Genomic DNA, 15,178 nt, shown 5'->3' with positions numbered 1-15,178 from the left:
TCAGTTCATGTGGCCAGGCGCTCCGGCTCAGCCCGGTCCATTTCGTCGAGAATAGCCCGCGCAGCGGCGCGCCTGTCAACCGAGGCGACGATCGGCCTGCCGACGACGAGGTGGCTCGCGCCGGCGCGAATGGCGTCACGCGGCGTGACCACGCGCTTCTGGTCGCCATGGTCGCTGCCGGCCGGGCGGATGCCGGGCGTGACCACCGCAAGCTCCGGGCCGACGATCTTGCGAACCGCCGCCGCCTCGCCGGCCGAGCAGACGACGCCGCCCATGCCGACGGCCAGCGCCTGTTCGGCGCGACGGAGCACCAGAGTGTGCGGGTCGTATTCGTAGCCCGCCTCGATCATGTCCTGTTCGTCCATCGAGGTCAGCACGGTGACCCCGAGCAGGCAGAGGCCGCTTCCCCTGGCCGCCTCGACGGCCGCGCGCATTGCTTTGGGATAGGCGTGCAGCGTCAGCATGGTGACGCCCATCCGGGCGACGTTCTCGACACCCTTGGCGACGGTATTGTCGATGTCCAGGAGCTTCATGTCGAGGAACACCTTCGTGCCGCCGGCCGCCAGCTCGCGGGCGAAGTCGAGCCCGCCGGCGAAAGCAAGCTGATAGCCGATCTTGTAGAAGGAGACGACGCCGTCGAGTTCCTCCACCACCTTGCGCGCCTCGGCTACGGTCGGCACATCGAGGCCGACGATCAGGCGGTCCCGCATTTGGTTCCCCGTCATCCGAATTCTCCCGTGAAGGTCTCGACCGGCGTCCAATCGCACAGAAGGCGGCGGTCGGAAAGACGAAACGCAAAGACGTTGCCGCCGCCGGCCGGCTGGTCAGTCGAGCGCGCAATCGGAGCGCCGGCGAGATGGCACTTCAGCAACGTTCCGACCGCGCCATGCCCGACAAAGGCGACGGGCCGATCCGGCGGCCATCCTTCCATTGCCGCTTTAAAGGCCGCAACGATGCGGACCTGGGCGTCGACCGCGCGTTCCCAGCCGCGAAAACTTTGTTGCGGATTGGCGAAGAACCAATCGGCGGCCTTCTCGAATTCGGGCGGCGGCAAGTAGCCGGTCGCCGAGCGGTCGTTTTCACCCATTTCCGCAACGGTCCGGAATTCGATGCCGGCGGCCCCGGCGAGTATTGCCGCCGCTTCCTTCGCCTTGCGCTCGGCGCTCGAAACTACTCCGGCGAGCGAGCGCACCCAAGGCCGCTGCCGGATTGCGATAAGGCGGGTGCGGCCGGTCTCCGACAGTCCCCATTCCGGGACGGGAATCGACGCATCGACCAGAACCTGCGGATGGGTGAGATAGACGCCGATCACCCGCCGGCCCTGAGCGACATCATCTTCGCCCGTTCCATCAGCGTCCGCACGACGGTCTCCATCCGGCGACGCAACTGCTCATCCTTGAACTGGCCGTCCTCGTCGAAGGCGTCCTGCGCGCGCGGAACCGAGCATTGCGGCGTGATGATCTCGACGCCGCAATTCATCAGCACCGAACGCAAATGGTAGAGACCGCGCGCCCCGGCGAAATTGCCGTCGGAAGACGAGCACAGCGCCGCGACCTTGCCGGCATAGGGCTTGAACGGGCGCCCGCCATCCTTGTGGATCCGGCTGACCCAGTCGATTGTGTTCTTGAGCAAAGGCGGGATGGAGGAATTGTATTCGGGGCTGGCGATCAGCAGTCCGTCATTGGAAGCGATGTGACGCGCCAGCTTGAACGCATTCTCGGGAATCCCTTTCTCGACTTCGAGATCCTGGTCCATGATCGGCAGGGGATAGTCGGCAAGTGAAATGCGGGTGACTTCCGCGCCCTGCAGCGCAAGTTCCTTGGTCGCCGCATCTGCGGTCTTGACGCTGTAGGCGCCGGTGCGGATCGAGCCGGCGAAGACGAGAATTTTGGGATTCATGAACGCGCTCCTGCCCCCACGGGTATAGGCGAAGCGCCGCCGGAATCAATGAATAACACGTTTTTTGATGCCAGGTGCGCGGGTTCTGAAGCCCGGGCAAAGCTCAGTTGCGCTTGCCGCGGCGGTAAACCCAGAGCTGCGTCGGCGGGATGTTGCGGATCACGAAGTCGAAATGCTCGACGCTGTAGTTGCCCAGGCCCGGCGGCACCGGCGATTTCGGCCCGTAGGTCAACTGGATGACCGGTCTTCCTTCGGGGATGCGGTCGAGCAGATCGTTCAGATAGGCGACGCGCCGGGGTACGGGGAAGTTGAGCAGCGGCACGCCGGAGATCACCGAATCGAATTTCTGGCCGCGCATCGCGCCGAGCGTCGCGTCGAGATTGAAGGCGTCGCCCTCGATGACGTTCACTCCGGGATAGTTGCGCCGCAAATGACTGACGAAATCGGCTGAATATTCGACCGCGTAGAGGTTTTCCGGCCTTACGCCGCGCGCGAGGATGGCGCGGGTGATGACGCCTGTGCCGGGACCGACCTCAAGCACCGGCAGGCCCGACGAAATATCGATGACCGAGGCCATGCGCCTGGCGGTGACCGAACTGGTCGGCACGATCGAGCCGACGGCCTTCGGCTTGTCGATCCAGCCCTTGAAGAAGCGAAGCTCGTCGTCGAACTTCTCCGCCAGCGTCTTGCGTATTTCAGACCCGCGTCGCATGGCGTTTTTCCTCCAACCTGACGTCGCGGGATACTTAGCAGCAAACTGGTCCAAAGCAAGGCTGCGCCTGGCGTATAATCCAATCCGCCGTAGGCGGTCAGCTCTCCCCGAAGGATTCGAAAAAGTCCTTCATTCGGGCGAAGAAGCCGCTCGACTGAGGAGAATTCTCCTTCGAGGAAAGCTGCTCGAACTCCTCCAGCAATTCGCGCTGGCGCTTGGTCAGGCTTTGCGGCGTTTCGACCACAGTCTGGATGTAGAGGTCGCCAATATTGGGCTGACGCAGCACCGGCATGCCCTTGCCCTTGAGGCGGAACTGGCGGCCGCTCTGGGTTCCTTCCGGCACCTTGACGCGGGTCTGGGTGCCGTCGAGCGTCGCCACCTCGAAGGACCCGCCGAGAGCGGCGGTGGTCATCGAGATCGGAACCTTGCAGTAGAGATCGGCGCCGTCGCGCTGGAAGAATTCGTGCGGCTTGACCGAAAGGAAAATGTAGAGGTCGCCGGGAGGTCCGCCACGCAGCCCTGCCTCGCCCTCATTGGCGAGCCTGATGCGCGTGCCGTCCTCGATGCCGGCCGGAATGTTGACCGAAAGCGACCGCTCCTCGGTGACGCGGCCCTGGCCGGCGCATTTCGGGCAGGGATCCTTGATCGTCTGGCCCCGGCCCTGGCATTGCGGGCAGGTGCGCTCGATCGAGAAGAAGCCCTGGCTGGCGCGCACCTTGCCGTGGCCGGCGCACATGGTGCAGGTCACGGGCTGGGTGCCGGGCTTGGCGCCGGTGCCGGAACATTCGGCGCAGGCAATCGAGGCCGGCACGCGGATTTGCGCGGTCTTGCCGGTGTAGGCCTCCTCAAGCAGGATTTCCATATTGTAGCGCAGATCGGCGCCGCGCTCGCGGCCGGAGGACGAGCGGCGCTGGCGGCCGCCCATCATCTCGCCGAAAATATCCTCGAAAATGTCGGAGAACCCGCCGCCGCCGAAGCCATGGCCGTTGCCCATACCGCCATTCTCGAACGCCGCATGGCCGAACCGGTCATAAGCCGCTCGCTTCTGCGGATCCTTCAGCGTCTCGTAGGCCTCGCCGATTTCCTTGAACCTGTGCTCGCAAGCCTTGTCGCCGGGGTTGCGATCGGGATGGAACTGCATTGCGAGCTTGCGGAAGGCAGCCTTCAGCTCCTTCTCGTCTGCGCCCCTCTGGACCCCGAGGGTCTCGTAGAAATCAGCCTTCATTTTTTCCCGCTGTCCGGATGATCGATGTCAAATCGCATCGCTGGCCCGCTTCGGTTCGGTTCGGCAGGTGGCTTCCGATTTAGTAAGCCGGGACCACCGATTCCAGAGTTTCCCCGGCCTTGTCCATGTTTTTTTGAGTTGATCCGAAAAAGGCCCGGCGTCTGCGCCAGGCCTTTTCCGTCAGCTCATTTCAACGCATTCACGCCGACTTCTTCTTGTCGTCGTCCTCGTTGATCTCCTCGAAGTCCGCGTCGACCACGTCGCTGTCCTTGGCAGCGTCGGCTGCAGCGTCAGCCTCGGCGGCTTCCTTCTGCGAGGCCTCATACATGGCCTGGCCGAGTTTCATCGAAACTTCGGCGAGGCTCTGGCTCTTGGCCTCGATGTCGGAAACGTCCTCGCCTTCGGCGGCCGTCCTCAACGCGGCGATCGCGTCGGAGATCGCGGTGCGGTCGGCTTCCGAGACCTTGTCGCCATATTCCTTGAGCGATTTCTCGGACGAATGCACCAGTGCTTCGGCCTGGTTGCGGGCCTCGACCAGCGCACGGCGCTGCTTGTCGCTCTCGGCATTGGCTTCGGCGTCCTTGACCATCTTCTCGATGTCGGCGTCCGACAGGCCGCCAGAGGCCTGGATGCGGATCTGGTGCTCCTTGCCGGTGCCCTTGTCCTTGGCCGACACGTTGACGATGCCGTTGGCGTCGATGTCGAAGGTGACCTCGATCTGCGGCACGCCGCGCGGCGCCGGCGGAATGCCGACGAGGTCGAACTGGCCGAGCGCCTTGTTGTCGGCGGCCATTTCACGCTCGCCCTGGAAGACCCGGATCGTGACGGCCGACTGTGAATCCTCGGCGGTCGAGAAGACCTGGCTCTTCTTGGTCGGGATGGTGGTGTTGCGTTCGATGAGGCGCGTGAACACGCCGCCCAGCGTCTCGATGCCGAGCGAAAGCGGCGTCACGTCGAGCAGCAGCACGTCCTTGACGTCGCCCTGCAGCACGCCGGCCTGGATCGCCGCGCCGAGCGCCACCACCTCGTCGGGGTTGACACCCTTGTGCGGCTCCTTGCCGAAGAACTGCTTCACCACTTCCTGGACCTTCGGCATGCGGGTCATGCCGCCGACCAGAACCACCTCGTCGATCTCGCCCGCCTTGAGGCCGGCATCCTTCAGCGCCGCCTTGCAGGGCTCGACCGTGCGCTGGATAAGGTCATCCACCAGCGACTCGAACTTGGCGCGGGTCAGTTTCATGGTCAGGTGCTTCGGACCCGACTGGTCGGCCGTGATGAAAGGCAGGTTGATTTCGGTCTGCGAGGACGAAGACAGCTCGATCTTGGCCTTTTCAGCGGCCTCTTTCAGGCGCTGCAGGGCGAGCTTGTCGTTCTTAAGGTCGATGCCCTGTTCCTTCTTGAACTCGGCCGCCAGGTACTCGACGAGGCGCATGTCGAAGTCCTCGCCGCCGAGGAAGGTATCGCCATTGGTCGACTTCACCTCGAAGACGCCGTCGCCGATCTCGAGCACGGAAATATCGAAGGTGCCGCCGCCAAGGTCATAGACGGCGATGGTCTTGCCTTCCTTCTTGTCAAGGCCATAGGCAAGCGCGGCCGCGGTCGGCTCGTTGATGATGCGCAGCACTTCGAGACCGGCGATCTTGCCGGCATCCTTGGTCGCCTGGCGCTGGGCGTCGTTGAAGTAGGCGGGAACGGTGATGACGGCCTGGCTGACCTTCTCGCCGAGATAGGCCTCGGCGGTTTCCTTCATCTTCTGCAGGATCATGGCCGAAATCTGCGAGGGCGACTGCTTCTTGGCGCCGGCCTCTACCCAGGCGTCGCCGTTGTCACCCTTGACGATCTTGTACGGGACGAGCTTCTTGTCCTTCTCAGTCACCGGATCGTCATAGCGGCGGCCGATAAGGCGCTTGACCGCAAAAATGGTGTTTTCGGGATTGGTAACCGCCTGGCGCTTGGCCGGCTGGCCGACGAGGCGTTCGTCGCTGTCGGTAAAGGCGACGATGGACGGCGTGGTGCGGGCGCCTTCGGCGTTTTCGATGACCTTTGCATCCTTGCCGTCCATGACGGCAACGCAGGAATTGGTCGTTCCCAGATCGATACCGATTACTTTAGCCATTTCTTTCTCTCCGCTAAGCAGGCCGTCAGGACCCGTTAAAGGCGTTCCCGCGACAGCCCCTGTTCACAAGACTTTTCGTCCGGCCGACCGTGTTTGCGGCGAGCCGAACGAATGTGGCGCGTATATAAGAACAGGCTTGCCTAGGCGCAAGCGTCCTGCCGAAAACTGCGGCGAAGAGAAGTCTCGCTGGAGCCGGGGCTTACGGGCGGTCCGCCGGTCAAGCGATCGCGCTACGCCTGCCGCTCGATCACCGCAACATTCATGCGCGTTCTCAGCTTGAAGCCAATCGACTCATACAGACTGATCGCGGTCGTGTTGGCAGCGTAGGCGTGAAGGAAGGGCTGGTCGCCCTTAGCGAAGATTTTTCCTGCCACATAGAGCGACAGCAGCCTACCCAGCCCTCGGCCGCGGACATCCGGGTGCGTCGCGACGCCGCTTAACTCGGTGAAACCATCCTGCTTCAGCCTCTCGCCGGCCATCGCTAGAAGCCTGCCATTCTCCTTAATGCCCCAGAAGTCGCCGAGGCTGAGCGCCTTCGGCGTGAAAGGCCCAGGCTTGGTGAGCGTCGCCAATTCCATCATGGCGGCTGCGTCGGCCTCGCCGAGCGGGACGATCCGGTCGTCCTCCACGCAAGGGATATGCCGCTCCGCGACCATCTGCACGCCGAAGGCGGTCGTGGTGACGGCAAAGCCCGGAGGCGACACGAATTCGTCCGCCTGGAGCAGGATCAGCATTTCACCGGGGGTGGCGATCTCGGCGAGAACCCGCAGGCTTTCCGGGCTCTCGTCGCGGCTGCTCGCGAAGGGGTGGATCGACGGGACGTAACGCTTCGCCAGGCCGTTGCCCAGCGCCAGTGCGGCATGCCTCGTGTTCAGCGCGTTCCAGACCGGACGGTCGAGTATATGATTCATGACTTCACCTTTGCGGCGCGGCGATTGAGCGGAGCGGCGGCGAGGCCGTCCTCGATTGCGGCGAGTTGGTCGAGCAGTGGGCCGTCGAGATCGCCGCAGAGGTCGGCGACGGCCTCCCCTATACGCGGCCACACCTCGCGCTTGGCGGTCGCGACCAGCCGCTTCCCTTCCTTGGAAAGCGAAACGATCCTTCGCCGCTGGTCATCGGCGGCCTGTTCGGTATCCAGCATGCCCAGCTCGACAAGCAGCGCGACCGTTCGCGTGGCGCCCGGCTGGGTGATGCCGGTCGCCTCGGCAAGCTCTCCAACCGTCAGGGGACCGAGCCTGTCGATCGCCGCGAGAAAAGGATACTGGCTCGCCTGAAGCGGCGTGCCGAGTTCGTCCATGATCCTCTGCGTATCGGCCTGCAGCTTCTCGCCGACGCGCTTCATGCGTGTGCCCAGCGTCAGGAATCCAAACGAACGTACCACATCCTCGACCATTGGCGTCTCCATTTACATTACATATTATATAACTAAGCATGAAATTTGTCGATAAGATTGCGGCATCGAGAGCGCGTGAGTCCCGACTATCCTGGAGGCCTGCAACGGATGCCGTTCCGCTGTCGAAGCCGTCACGTCCTATCGAAGGGCTTTGTTCGCTGTTTGCCGATTGCTTCAGGCCATCTATCCTGCGGAGGCCAATCCGCTAGACATATTCCCAGCCCTCATGCTCGCCAGCTCGGAAGATGGCGTCGATGGCCTTCTGGTTGAGGACTGAATTCTCGAGCGTGAACACGGGATCCTTGCCGCCAAGCGCCGCCCGCGCGAAAGCCTCGACCTCGAGCCGGTACTGCCGCGTTCCGGGAAAGCGGAAAACGCTCGCCTGGGTGTGGGTCTGGTTATGAAGCTCGACGCGGTGGTGCTCGTAGTCGCCGGCGTTGAACGGCCCATGCACCTCGATGAAACCCTTTTCGCCGTGAAACACCATGAACTGTCGCAGCGCCATCTGCGTCGAGCAGTAGAAGGTCAGGTGGAAATCGCCGAAATCGGCCTTGGTGCTGGAATAGATGTCGGTACCGAATTTCTCGTCGCGCTCGACCGTCGCCTGGATGCGCACCGGTTCCTTGCCGGTGACGAAGCGGGTGGCGATAGTGGGATAGACGCCGATGTCGGGCAGCGCGCCGCCGCCGAGCGAAAGCTGGTTGCGCATATTGGCGGGGTCGACGTTGAAATAGGCGAACGCGCCCTGCACATGGCGCAGCCGGCCGATCGCGCCCTCGGCGACCAGCTCGCGCACCTTCGCCCATTGCGGGTGGTAGAACACCATGAAGGCTTCGCAGATCAGCACCTTCTTCCGATCGCGCACCTCGATCAGCTGGTCGATCTCCCTGGCGTTCAACGCGATCGGCTTTTCGCAAAGCACGTGCTTTCCGGCCTCGGCGGCCTTCAGCGTCCATTCGACATGCTGGGAGGTCGGCAGCGGAATATAGACGCCGTCGACCGTGTCGGATGCCAGCAGTTCCTCATATGAGCCGAAGGCGTGCGGCGCGCCGAAGCGGTCGGCAAGCGCGCGGGCCTTGGTCAAATCGCGGCTGGCGATCGCAGAGACCACGCCGTTTTCGGCATCGGCCATTGCCGGCAAAAGCTGCTCGCGCGCGATCTTGGCCGTCGACAGGACACCCCAGCGAAACATGACGATCTCCTCCTTTTTGCTGCGCCCAGACCTTTGCCCGAAACCGCGAGCCGTGCCAAGTTGTGATCTAACCGTAAGAGGACATCCCATGAATCAGCGCAAGCTAGGCAACGACCTCAAGGTTTTTCCCGTCGGTCTCGGCTGTATGGGCATGAGCCACGCCTATGGCGGGCAGGACGAGCAGGAGGCCATTGCCACGCTTCATCGTGCCGTCGATCTAGGCGTGACTCTATTTGACACGGCGGAGGTCTATGGCCCCTACACCAACGAGGTTTTGGTGGGAAAGGCGCTGCGGCCGTTCCGGGACAGGGTGTGTATCGCAACGAAGTTCGGCTTCAATGTTGTCGACACGCCAAACGGGCCGGAGCAGCAGCCCGGTGTGAACAGTCGGCCTGAGCATGTGCGTTCGGTCGCAGATGCTTCGCTGAAGCGTCTGGGCACCGACAGAATCGACCTGTTCTACCAGCACCGTGTCGATCCCAACGTGCCGATCGAGGATACGGTCGGCGCCATGGCCGACCTCGTACGCGAAGGCAAGGTGCGCGCGCTCGGCCTGTCGGAGGCGAGTGCATCAACGATCCGGAGGGCGCATGCCGTCCATCCCATCGCCGCGGTCCAGAGCGAGTATTCGCTATGGACGCGCGATCCGGAGGTGGAAGTTCTGCCGGCCTGCCGCGAGCTTGGCATCGGCTTCGTTCCCTTCAGCCCACTGGGCAGGGGCTTTCTCACCGGAGCCATCAAGTCGACCGACCAGTTCGGCGAGACGGATTTCCGCCGCAAGCTGCCCCGCTTCGAGGAGGAGAACCTGAAGCGAAACCTTGCCGCCGTCGAGCGGCTGGAAACCTACGCGGCCGGGAAGGGCGTGTCCGCCGCCCAGATTGCGCTGGCCTGGATTCTGCACCAGGGCGATTTCATCGTTCCCATTCCAGGATCGCGCAAAATTGCCAATCTCGAACAGAATATCGCAGCGACCGCGATCCGCCTGACCGCCTCCGATTTGGCCGAAATCGGCAGTCTCGTTTCGCCCGAGCAGATCGCTGGCCAGCGCTATCCCGAGACGATGCTGCGGGACGCGAACAGGTAGCGGCTCAAGTCTGCAGCACACGGCCGGCCGGCTTCTTCACATTCTCTATGATGCGGCCGGCCAGCATCAGATCATGTCGAGCGGCTGCCTCCGGCCGGGCGGAGGAAACAGCCTGTCGAGTTCGGCAATGTCGGCGGCGGAAAGAACGATGTCGGCGGCGGCGCGGTTATCGCGCACATGATCGAGCGAACTCGCCTTCGGAATGGCGATGATGTGCGGATGCCGCATAACCCAGGCAAGCGCGATCTGCGCCGCGGTCGCGCCATGCCGCTCGCCGATTGCCGCGAGCCGCCTGTCGCGGGCCAGGTCGCCCTGCCCGACAGGTGAATAGGCCATGACAGGGACGCCGTCTTTCGCGGATTGCGGCAGCAGCTCGTAGTCGATGCCGCGGCTGGCGAGATTGTAGAGAACCTGATTCGTCTGCACGAACTTTCCACCCGACACGGAGGCCAACTCCTCCATGTCCTCCATGTCGAAATTGCTGACGCCCCAGCCGAGTATCTTGCCCTGGCTCTTCAGCGCTTCGAAGGCGGCAACCGTTTCTGCAAGCGGCACGCCGCCGCGCCAGTGCAGCAGATAGAGCTCGATATGATCGGCGCCGAGCCGCTTCAGGCTTTGCTCGCAGGCCCGGATGACGCCGGCTCGCGAGGCGTTGGAGGGCAGGACCTTACTGACCAGGAACAGCTCGTCGCGGCGGCCGTCTATCGCTTCGCGCACCACTTCCTCCGCCCCGCCGTCGGCATACATTTCGGCCGTATCGATCAGCGTCATGCGAGATCGATGCCGAGCCTGAGCGCCGCGACCTCATCGGCGCGGCGCCTACGATCCTCGCCCATCTTCCAGGTGCCCTGGCCGAGCGCCGGGACTTTCGCACCATCGGGCAATGTGGTCGTGCGGACGGGAGAAGCCATGGATGTTCCCTTCACCGAGTTGGGCAGCGCGTCCAGTCAGCATGGACGGTGTACCGAGTTGGGGGCAATGGGCCTACCAGGGTACCACGCTGATTTCCGGCCATTGCTGTTTCGCCCGCGCGGCCTTTTCCTCATGAGTTGCCTGGTTGTCCATCACCCGGTTCGGCGCGATCCGAAAGGAAAAGATGTCGTCAAGTCCAAATGGCGCCGTTACCTCGAACTCGCCGGCGCCTGCCAGGCGAACGCCTACTGCATGTGTTTTGGATGCGAAATAGCTCAGTGAATGACCCGAGGATCGATAGGCTGGGCATTGCCGGCCGAAGCGCTCCGGATACCAGAGATGCACGCGCGCCTGGTTGCGAATTTCGACTGCCAACGGCAGCTCGGCAAAGTGCGTCTCGCCGGCCTTGATGACGACGTCCTCCGCCTCCCAGGAAAGGTCGGAAGCATCGAAATAGAACAGATCGACGTCCTTGATGCCATAACCGGACGGCTTTCCGGTAAGGCTGTTCCATACCGTGTTGTAGATGGCGCCCGATGCGATCATCCAGTCGGCCAGGTCGAAATCGCGAGCGCGCTGGAGCGCCGACCGGGTCAAGCTGTCGGCTTTTAGAATGTCGATCAGGATCGCGCGCTGCTCCTCGAAATCCAGCCCGGAAAACCGCAGATGATCCATCGCTCTTTTGAAAGCGATTCGCGCGGCGACAGCAACATCCGCCGCGACCGGCACGGATTTGCTGCCGACGCGGTCGTGCTAGCCCCTCAGCACGCCTCCGGTCTGCTTCTTCACATTCTCGACGATACGGCCGGCCAGCGCCTCGAAATCCTCATCGGTCAGCGTCTTTTCGACCGGCTGGATCGAGACTTCGATAGCCACGGATTTCTTGTCCGCGCCGAGCAATGCGCCTTCGAAGATGTCGAACACAGACACACCGGCGATCAGCTTCCTGTCGGCAGCCGCGGCGGCGCGGATCAGCGTGCCCGCCTCGACGGCCTTGTCCACCACGAAGGCAAAGTCGCGCTTCACCGCCTGGAATGGCGACAGGTCCAGCCGGGGCTTGGTCCGGGTCGGCTTTGCCTTCGGTTCGGGCACCGCGTCGACGAACACCTCGAAGCCGCAGAGCGGGCCTGAAACGTCGAGCACCTCAAGCGTCTTCGGATTGAATTCGCCGAAATAGCCGAGCACCGTCTTCGGGCCGAGCTTGATCGTGCCGGAACGGCCGGGATGATACCAGGCCGGTCCGCCCGCCTCGATCTGCAGCTTGTCGACCGGCGCGCCGCAGGCCTCCAGCGCCGCGATCGCGTCGGCCTTGGCGTCGAAGACGCCGACGGCGCCGGCATTACCGGCCCAATGGCGGCCCGAACCTTCGAGCTCTGCGGTGCCTCGGCGGATGCCGGCTGCGACCCGGCGCTGGCCTTCGGGTCCGGCGCCTTCATAGGTTCCCGACACTTCGAACAAAGCGACGTCGCTCAAGCCCCGGTCGACATTGCGTTGCGCGGCGGCGATCAGGCCCGGCAGCAGCGAGGGCCGCATGTCGGACATGTCGGCCGCGATCGGATTTGCGAGCTTCAGCTCCGGGCGACCGCCGCCGAACGCCTCGGCGTGCCTGGCCGGAATGAACGACCAGGTGACGGCCTCCATCATGCCGCGCACGGCAAGCGCGCGGCGCGCGGCGCGGGTGCGGATCTGCAGTGTGGTGAGAATCTTGCCGTTGACCGCGTCATGGCTGACGAGCGGCTGCGGCGAGATATTGTCGACGCCGTGGATGCGCATGATCTCCTCGACCAGATCGGCCTTGCCGTCGATATCCGGCCGCCAGGACGGGACGGTCACGTCGACGATTTCGGCATCGCCCTGCGGCACGAAGCCGAGGCGCTTCAATATGTCGAGGCTTTCTGCCTTCGGAACGTCGAGGCCGGTCAGCCGCTTCACCTCCGAGACCGGGAACGAGATTACCTTCGGCGTATGGCCGGCATAGCCGACGACTTCCTCTTCGGTCGGCTCGCCGCCGCAGAATTCCAGCACCATCTTGGTCGCGAGTTCCAGCCCCGGAACCATGAATTCCGGATCGACGCCGCGCTCGAAGCGATAGCGCGCATCGGTGATGATGCCGAGCTCGCGGCCGGTGCGGGCGATGTTGAGCGGCTCCCAGAGCGCCGATTCGATCAGCACGTCGGTGGTGTTCTCGTCGCAGCCGGAATGCTCGCCGCCCATGATGCCGGCGATGGATTCGATGCCGTCCTCGTCGGCAATGACGCACATTTCCGGCGTCAGCTCATACTCCCAGCCGTCGAGCGCGAGCACCTTTTCACCGGCCACCGCCCTGCGCACGGTGAGATCGCCCTTGACCTTGGCGGCGTCGAAGACATGCAGCGGCCGGCCGCGATCGAAGGTGATGTAGTTGGTGATGTCGACCAGCGCGTTGATGGGGCGCAGGCCGATGGCGATCAGGCGCTGCTGCATCCATTTCGGCGACGACCCGTTCTTCACGCCCCGGACGAGGCGCAGCGCGAAGCCGTGGCAAAGCGGCGGCGTGATGCCGAAATCGAGCCTCACCTTCACCGGGCACATGCCGTTGCCGGCATGCGGCATGATCGCGCCGCCGGTCAGCCGGCCGAGCCCGGATGCCGCCAGATCGCGCGCAATGCCGTGGACGCTGGTCGCGTCCGGCCGGTTGGGCGTCAGGCCGATTTCGATGACCGGATCGTCGAGCTTGGCATAAGCCGCAAATGACGTGCCGACAGGCGCGTCCGCCGGCAGGTCGATGATGCCCATGTGCTCGTCCGACAGCTGCAATTCCCGCTCGGAGCACATCATGCCGTGGCTTTCGACGCCACGGATCTTTCCGACCGCCAGCGTCGTGTCGATGCCCGGAATGTAGGCGCCGGGCGCCGCGAAGGCGCCGACCAGCCCGGCCCTCGCATTGGGCGCGCCGCACACCACCTGCACCGGCGGCTTGCCGTCGCCGGTATCGACGGTCAGCACCTGCAGCTTGTCGGCGTCCGGATGTTTTTGCGCGGTCAGCACTTTGGCAATGACGAAGGGCTTCAGCGCCGCCTTGTCGTCGACGGATTCGACTTCCAGCCCGATCGAGGTCAACCGTTCGACGATTTCGTCGAGGGTGGCATCGGTTTCGAGATGGTCTTTCAGCCAGGAGAGGGTGAATTTCATGTCTTTGTTCCGTCGGATCTCGGGACGCTGGTCGTCAGATTGCGCGGCAGCCCGTCAGGCATATGCACGAAGGGAAGCTGCTCGCGCACATAGGCGTGCAGCGTCGGCTTGAAATAGGCGGGCATATCCATCGCACCCAGCATGAAATAGACGCGTCCGGCGAGCCGCTTGTCGGCGTAGGCTATCGGCGAGCCGCAGACGCCGCAGAAGCTGCGCGTCACCGGCCCGTTCTCGAAGGTCTTCAGCGCGTCGCCGGCAAGCTTCACCTCGTCGGCCATGAAGCCGACGAACGCCGACACCGGCGCGCCGCTCGCCCGCCGGCAATCGCCGCAATGGCAATAGCTGACGTGGTGCGGTTCGGCCGACACCTCGAAGCGCACGGCGCCGCAGCGGCATCCGCCGGTGTGGCCCCTCATCACTGACTCAACCCCCCGAACAGCGTCGGCAGGTCGAGTGGCCTGAAGCCGTAATGCGCCAGCCAGCGCACGTCAGCGTCGAAGAAGGCGCGCAGGTCCGGCATGCCGTATTTCAGCATGGCGATGCGGTCGATGCCCATGCCCCAGGCGAAGCCCTGATACTCGTCGGGATCGAGTCCGCCGAAGCGCAGCACGTTCGGATGCACCATGCCGCAGCCCAGGATCTCCAGCCAATCGGAGCCTTCGCCGAAGCGCACCTCGCCCGGCCGCGAGCGGTCGCACTGGATGTCGACCTCGAGGCTCGGTTCGGTGAACGGGAAGAAGCTCGGCCGGAACCGCATCTTCACGCTCGGCACCTCGAAGAACGCCTTGCAGAACTCCTCCAGCACCCATTTCATGTTGGCGACGTTGGCCGTCTTGTCGATGACCAGCCCTTCGACCTGGTGGAACATCGGCGAATGGGTGGCGTCGGAATCCTGCCGGTAGGTCTTGCCCGGAATGACGATGCGGATCGGCGGCTTCTGCGCCTCCATGGTGCGGATCTGCACCGGCGAGGTATGCGTGCGCAGGAGCTTGCGCTCGCCCTTCTCGTCGGGATTGAAGAAGAAGGTGTCGTGCATTTCGCGCGCCGGATGGCCTTCCGGAAAATTCAGCGCAGTGAAATTGTAGTGGTCGGTCTCGATGTCCGGCCCTTCGGCGATGGCGAAGCCGAGATCGCCGAAAATCGCCGCGATCTCGTCGATGACCTGGCTGATCGGATGGATGCGGCCGCGCTCGGCCGGCGACTGACGCACTGGCAGCGTCACGTCGACCTTTTCGGCGATTAACCTGGCCGAGATCGCGGCGTCCTTGAGTTCGGCCTTGCGCGCGGCGAGCGCCTCGGTGACCCTGTTCTTCAGCCCGTTGATCGCCGGGCCTTTCAGCTGCCGCTCTTCCGGGCTCATCGAGCCCAGCGTCTTCAGCATGTCGGACACGGAGCCCTTTTTGCCAAGGGCGGAAACGCGCACCGCCTCGATGGTCTGCTCGTCGGCCGCCGACGCTATCTCTGCCATCAGCGA

General features: G+C 63.8%; 14 protein-coding genes and 1 pseudogene. 1 reads left to right on the top strand and 14 read right to left on the bottom strand.

Annotated features, from left to right (window positions below):
• Nucleotides 1-5: 5 nt before the first annotated feature.
• From pyrF to ABVK50_RS25565, 9 genes are all read right to left on the bottom strand, one after another.
• Nucleotides 6-725 (bottom strand): orotidine-5'-phosphate decarboxylase, encoded by a 720-nt coding sequence (pyrF, locus tag ABVK50_RS25605; RefSeq protein WP_353643907.1) that lies wholly within the window; start codon nt 723-725, stop codon nt 6-8.
• Nucleotides 722-1,312 (bottom strand): histidine phosphatase family protein, encoded by a 591-nt coding sequence (locus ABVK50_RS25600; protein WP_353643908.1) that lies wholly within the window; start codon nt 1,310-1,312, stop codon nt 722-724. Before ABVK50_RS25600 ends, pyrF begins: the two co-directional genes overlap by 4 nt.
• Nucleotides 1,309-1,899 (bottom strand): NAD(P)H-dependent oxidoreductase, encoded by a 591-nt coding sequence (locus ABVK50_RS25595; protein WP_353643909.1) that lies wholly within the window; start codon nt 1,897-1,899, stop codon nt 1,309-1,311. The genes ABVK50_RS25600 and ABVK50_RS25595 overlap by 4 nt, the downstream gene beginning before the upstream one ends.
• A gap of 103 nt (nt 1,900-2,002) precedes the next feature.
• Entirely contained in the window at nt 2,003-2,611 is a 609-nt protein-coding gene (pmtA, locus tag ABVK50_RS25590; RefSeq protein WP_353643910.1) for a phospholipid N-methyltransferase PmtA, read from the bottom strand.
• Between the two features lie 97 nt (nt 2,612-2,708).
• Complete coding sequence (gene dnaJ, locus ABVK50_RS25585; RefSeq protein ID WP_353643911.1) at nt 2,709-3,836, bottom strand: molecular chaperone DnaJ; 1,128 nt, start codon at nt 3,834-3,836, stop codon at nt 2,709-2,711.
• A gap of 199 nt (nt 3,837-4,035) precedes the next feature.
• Nucleotides 4,036-5,952, bottom strand: coding sequence for a molecular chaperone DnaK (dnaK, locus tag ABVK50_RS25580; RefSeq protein WP_353643912.1), 1,917 nt, complete (start codon nt 5,950-5,952; stop codon nt 4,036-4,038).
• A 230-nt stretch (nt 5,953-6,182) separates the two neighbouring features.
• Nucleotides 6,183-6,863 carry a GNAT family N-acetyltransferase gene (locus ABVK50_RS25575; RefSeq protein WP_353643913.1) on the bottom strand — a complete coding sequence of 227 codons (681 nt, stop codon included), beginning with the start codon at nt 6,861-6,863 and terminating at the stop codon, nt 6,183-6,185.
• A complete protein-coding gene (locus ABVK50_RS25570; RefSeq protein WP_353643914.1) occupies nt 6,860-7,345 on the bottom strand; it encodes a MarR family transcriptional regulator in 486 nt (161 codons plus the stop codon). The genes ABVK50_RS25575 and ABVK50_RS25570 overlap by 4 nt, the downstream gene beginning before the upstream one ends.
• 205 nt (nt 7,346-7,550) lie before the next feature.
• Nucleotides 7,551-8,537 carry a Gfo/Idh/MocA family oxidoreductase gene (locus tag ABVK50_RS25565; RefSeq protein WP_353643915.1) on the bottom strand — a complete coding sequence of 329 codons (987 nt, stop codon included), beginning with the start codon at nt 8,535-8,537 and terminating at the stop codon, nt 7,551-7,553.
• Nucleotides 8,538-8,625: 88 nt separating this feature from the next.
• Here ABVK50_RS25565 and ABVK50_RS25560 point away from each other — a divergent pair, with 88 nt between their 5' ends.
• Nucleotides 8,626-9,621: an aldo/keto reductase gene (locus ABVK50_RS25560; RefSeq protein ID WP_353643916.1), complete on the top strand. Its 996-nt coding sequence runs from the start codon at nt 8,626-8,628 to the stop codon at nt 9,619-9,621.
• A gap of 66 nt (nt 9,622-9,687) precedes the next feature.
• Here the strand turns inward: ABVK50_RS25560 and ABVK50_RS25555 are convergent.
• From ABVK50_RS25555 to pheS, 5 genes and pseudogenes are all read right to left on the bottom strand, one after another.
• A pseudogene (locus tag ABVK50_RS25555) lies at nt 9,688-10,532 on the bottom strand (aldo/keto reductase).
• 73 nt (nt 10,533-10,605) lie between these two features.
• Nucleotides 10,606-11,208, bottom strand: a complete 603-nt coding sequence (locus tag ABVK50_RS25550) for a nucleotidyltransferase family protein (RefSeq protein ID WP_353643917.1) — start codon at nt 11,206-11,208, stop codon at nt 10,606-10,608.
• Between the two features lie 78 nt (nt 11,209-11,286).
• Nucleotides 11,287-13,704 carry a phenylalanine--tRNA ligase subunit beta gene (pheT, locus tag ABVK50_RS25545; RefSeq protein WP_353643918.1) on the bottom strand — a complete coding sequence of 806 codons (2,418 nt, stop codon included), beginning with the start codon at nt 13,702-13,704 and terminating at the stop codon, nt 11,287-11,289.
• Entirely contained in the window at nt 13,701-14,123 is a 423-nt protein-coding gene (locus ABVK50_RS25540) for a GFA family protein (protein WP_353643919.1), read from the bottom strand. Before ABVK50_RS25540 ends, pheT begins: the two co-directional genes overlap by 4 nt.
• The gene (gene pheS / locus ABVK50_RS25535; RefSeq protein ID WP_353645814.1) at nt 14,120-15,172 is read right to left on the bottom strand and encodes a phenylalanine--tRNA ligase subunit alpha; all 1,053 of its coding nucleotides are present in this window, start codon (nt 15,170-15,172) and stop codon (nt 14,120-14,122) included. The genes ABVK50_RS25540 and pheS overlap by 4 nt, the downstream gene beginning before the upstream one ends.
• Nucleotides 15,173-15,178: the final 6 nt, after the last annotated feature.

This window comes from Mesorhizobium sp. WSM2240, assembly GCF_040438645.1.
Lineage (GTDB): Bacteria > Pseudomonadota > Alphaproteobacteria > Rhizobiales > Rhizobiaceae > Allomesorhizobium.
The sequence above is the reverse complement of the archived record's forward strand: the minus strand, read 5'-3'. Positions and strand labels throughout refer to the sequence as shown.

What these genes read in the sequence shown, in the direction of transcription:
- pyrF (WP_353643907.1), bottom strand. Translation starts at nt 725, where the DNA reads ATGACGGGGAACCAAATGCGGGACCGCCTGATCGTCGGCCTCGATGTG.
- ABVK50_RS25550 (WP_353643917.1), bottom strand. Translation starts at nt 11,208, where the DNA reads ATGGATCATCTGCGGTTTTCCGGGCTGGATTTCGAGGAGCAGCGCGCG.
- dnaK (WP_353643912.1), bottom strand. Translation starts at nt 5,952, where the DNA reads ATGGCTAAAGTAATCGGTATCGATCTGGGAACGACCAATTCCTGCGTT.
- ABVK50_RS25595 (WP_353643909.1), bottom strand. Translation starts at nt 1,899, where the DNA reads ATGAATCCCAAAATTCTCGTCTTCGCCGGCTCGATCCGCACCGGCGCC.
- ABVK50_RS25560 (WP_353643916.1), top strand. Translation starts at nt 8,626, where the DNA reads ATGAATCAGCGCAAGCTAGGCAACGACCTCAAGGTTTTTCCCGTCGGT.
- ABVK50_RS25575 (WP_353643913.1), bottom strand. Translation starts at nt 6,863, where the DNA reads ATGAATCATATACTCGACCGTCCGGTCTGGAACGCGCTGAACACGAGG.
- ABVK50_RS25570 (WP_353643914.1), bottom strand. Translation starts at nt 7,345, where the DNA reads ATGGTCGAGGATGTGGTACGTTCGTTTGGATTCCTGACGCTGGGCACA.
- ABVK50_RS25565 (WP_353643915.1), bottom strand. Translation starts at nt 8,537, where the DNA reads ATGTTTCGCTGGGGTGTCCTGTCGACGGCCAAGATCGCGCGCGAGCAG.
- pmtA (WP_353643910.1), bottom strand. Translation starts at nt 2,611, where the DNA reads ATGCGACGCGGGTCTGAAATACGCAAGACGCTGGCGGAGAAGTTCGAC.
- dnaJ (WP_353643911.1), bottom strand. Translation starts at nt 3,836, where the DNA reads ATGAAGGCTGATTTCTACGAGACCCTCGGGGTCCAGAGGGGCGCAGAC.
- pheS (WP_353645814.1), bottom strand. Translation starts at nt 15,172, where the DNA reads ATGGCAGAGATAGCGTCGGCGGCCGACGAGCAGACCATCGAGGCGGTG.
- pheT (WP_353643918.1), bottom strand. Translation starts at nt 13,704, where the DNA reads ATGAAATTCACCCTCTCCTGGCTGAAAGACCATCTCGAAACCGATGCC.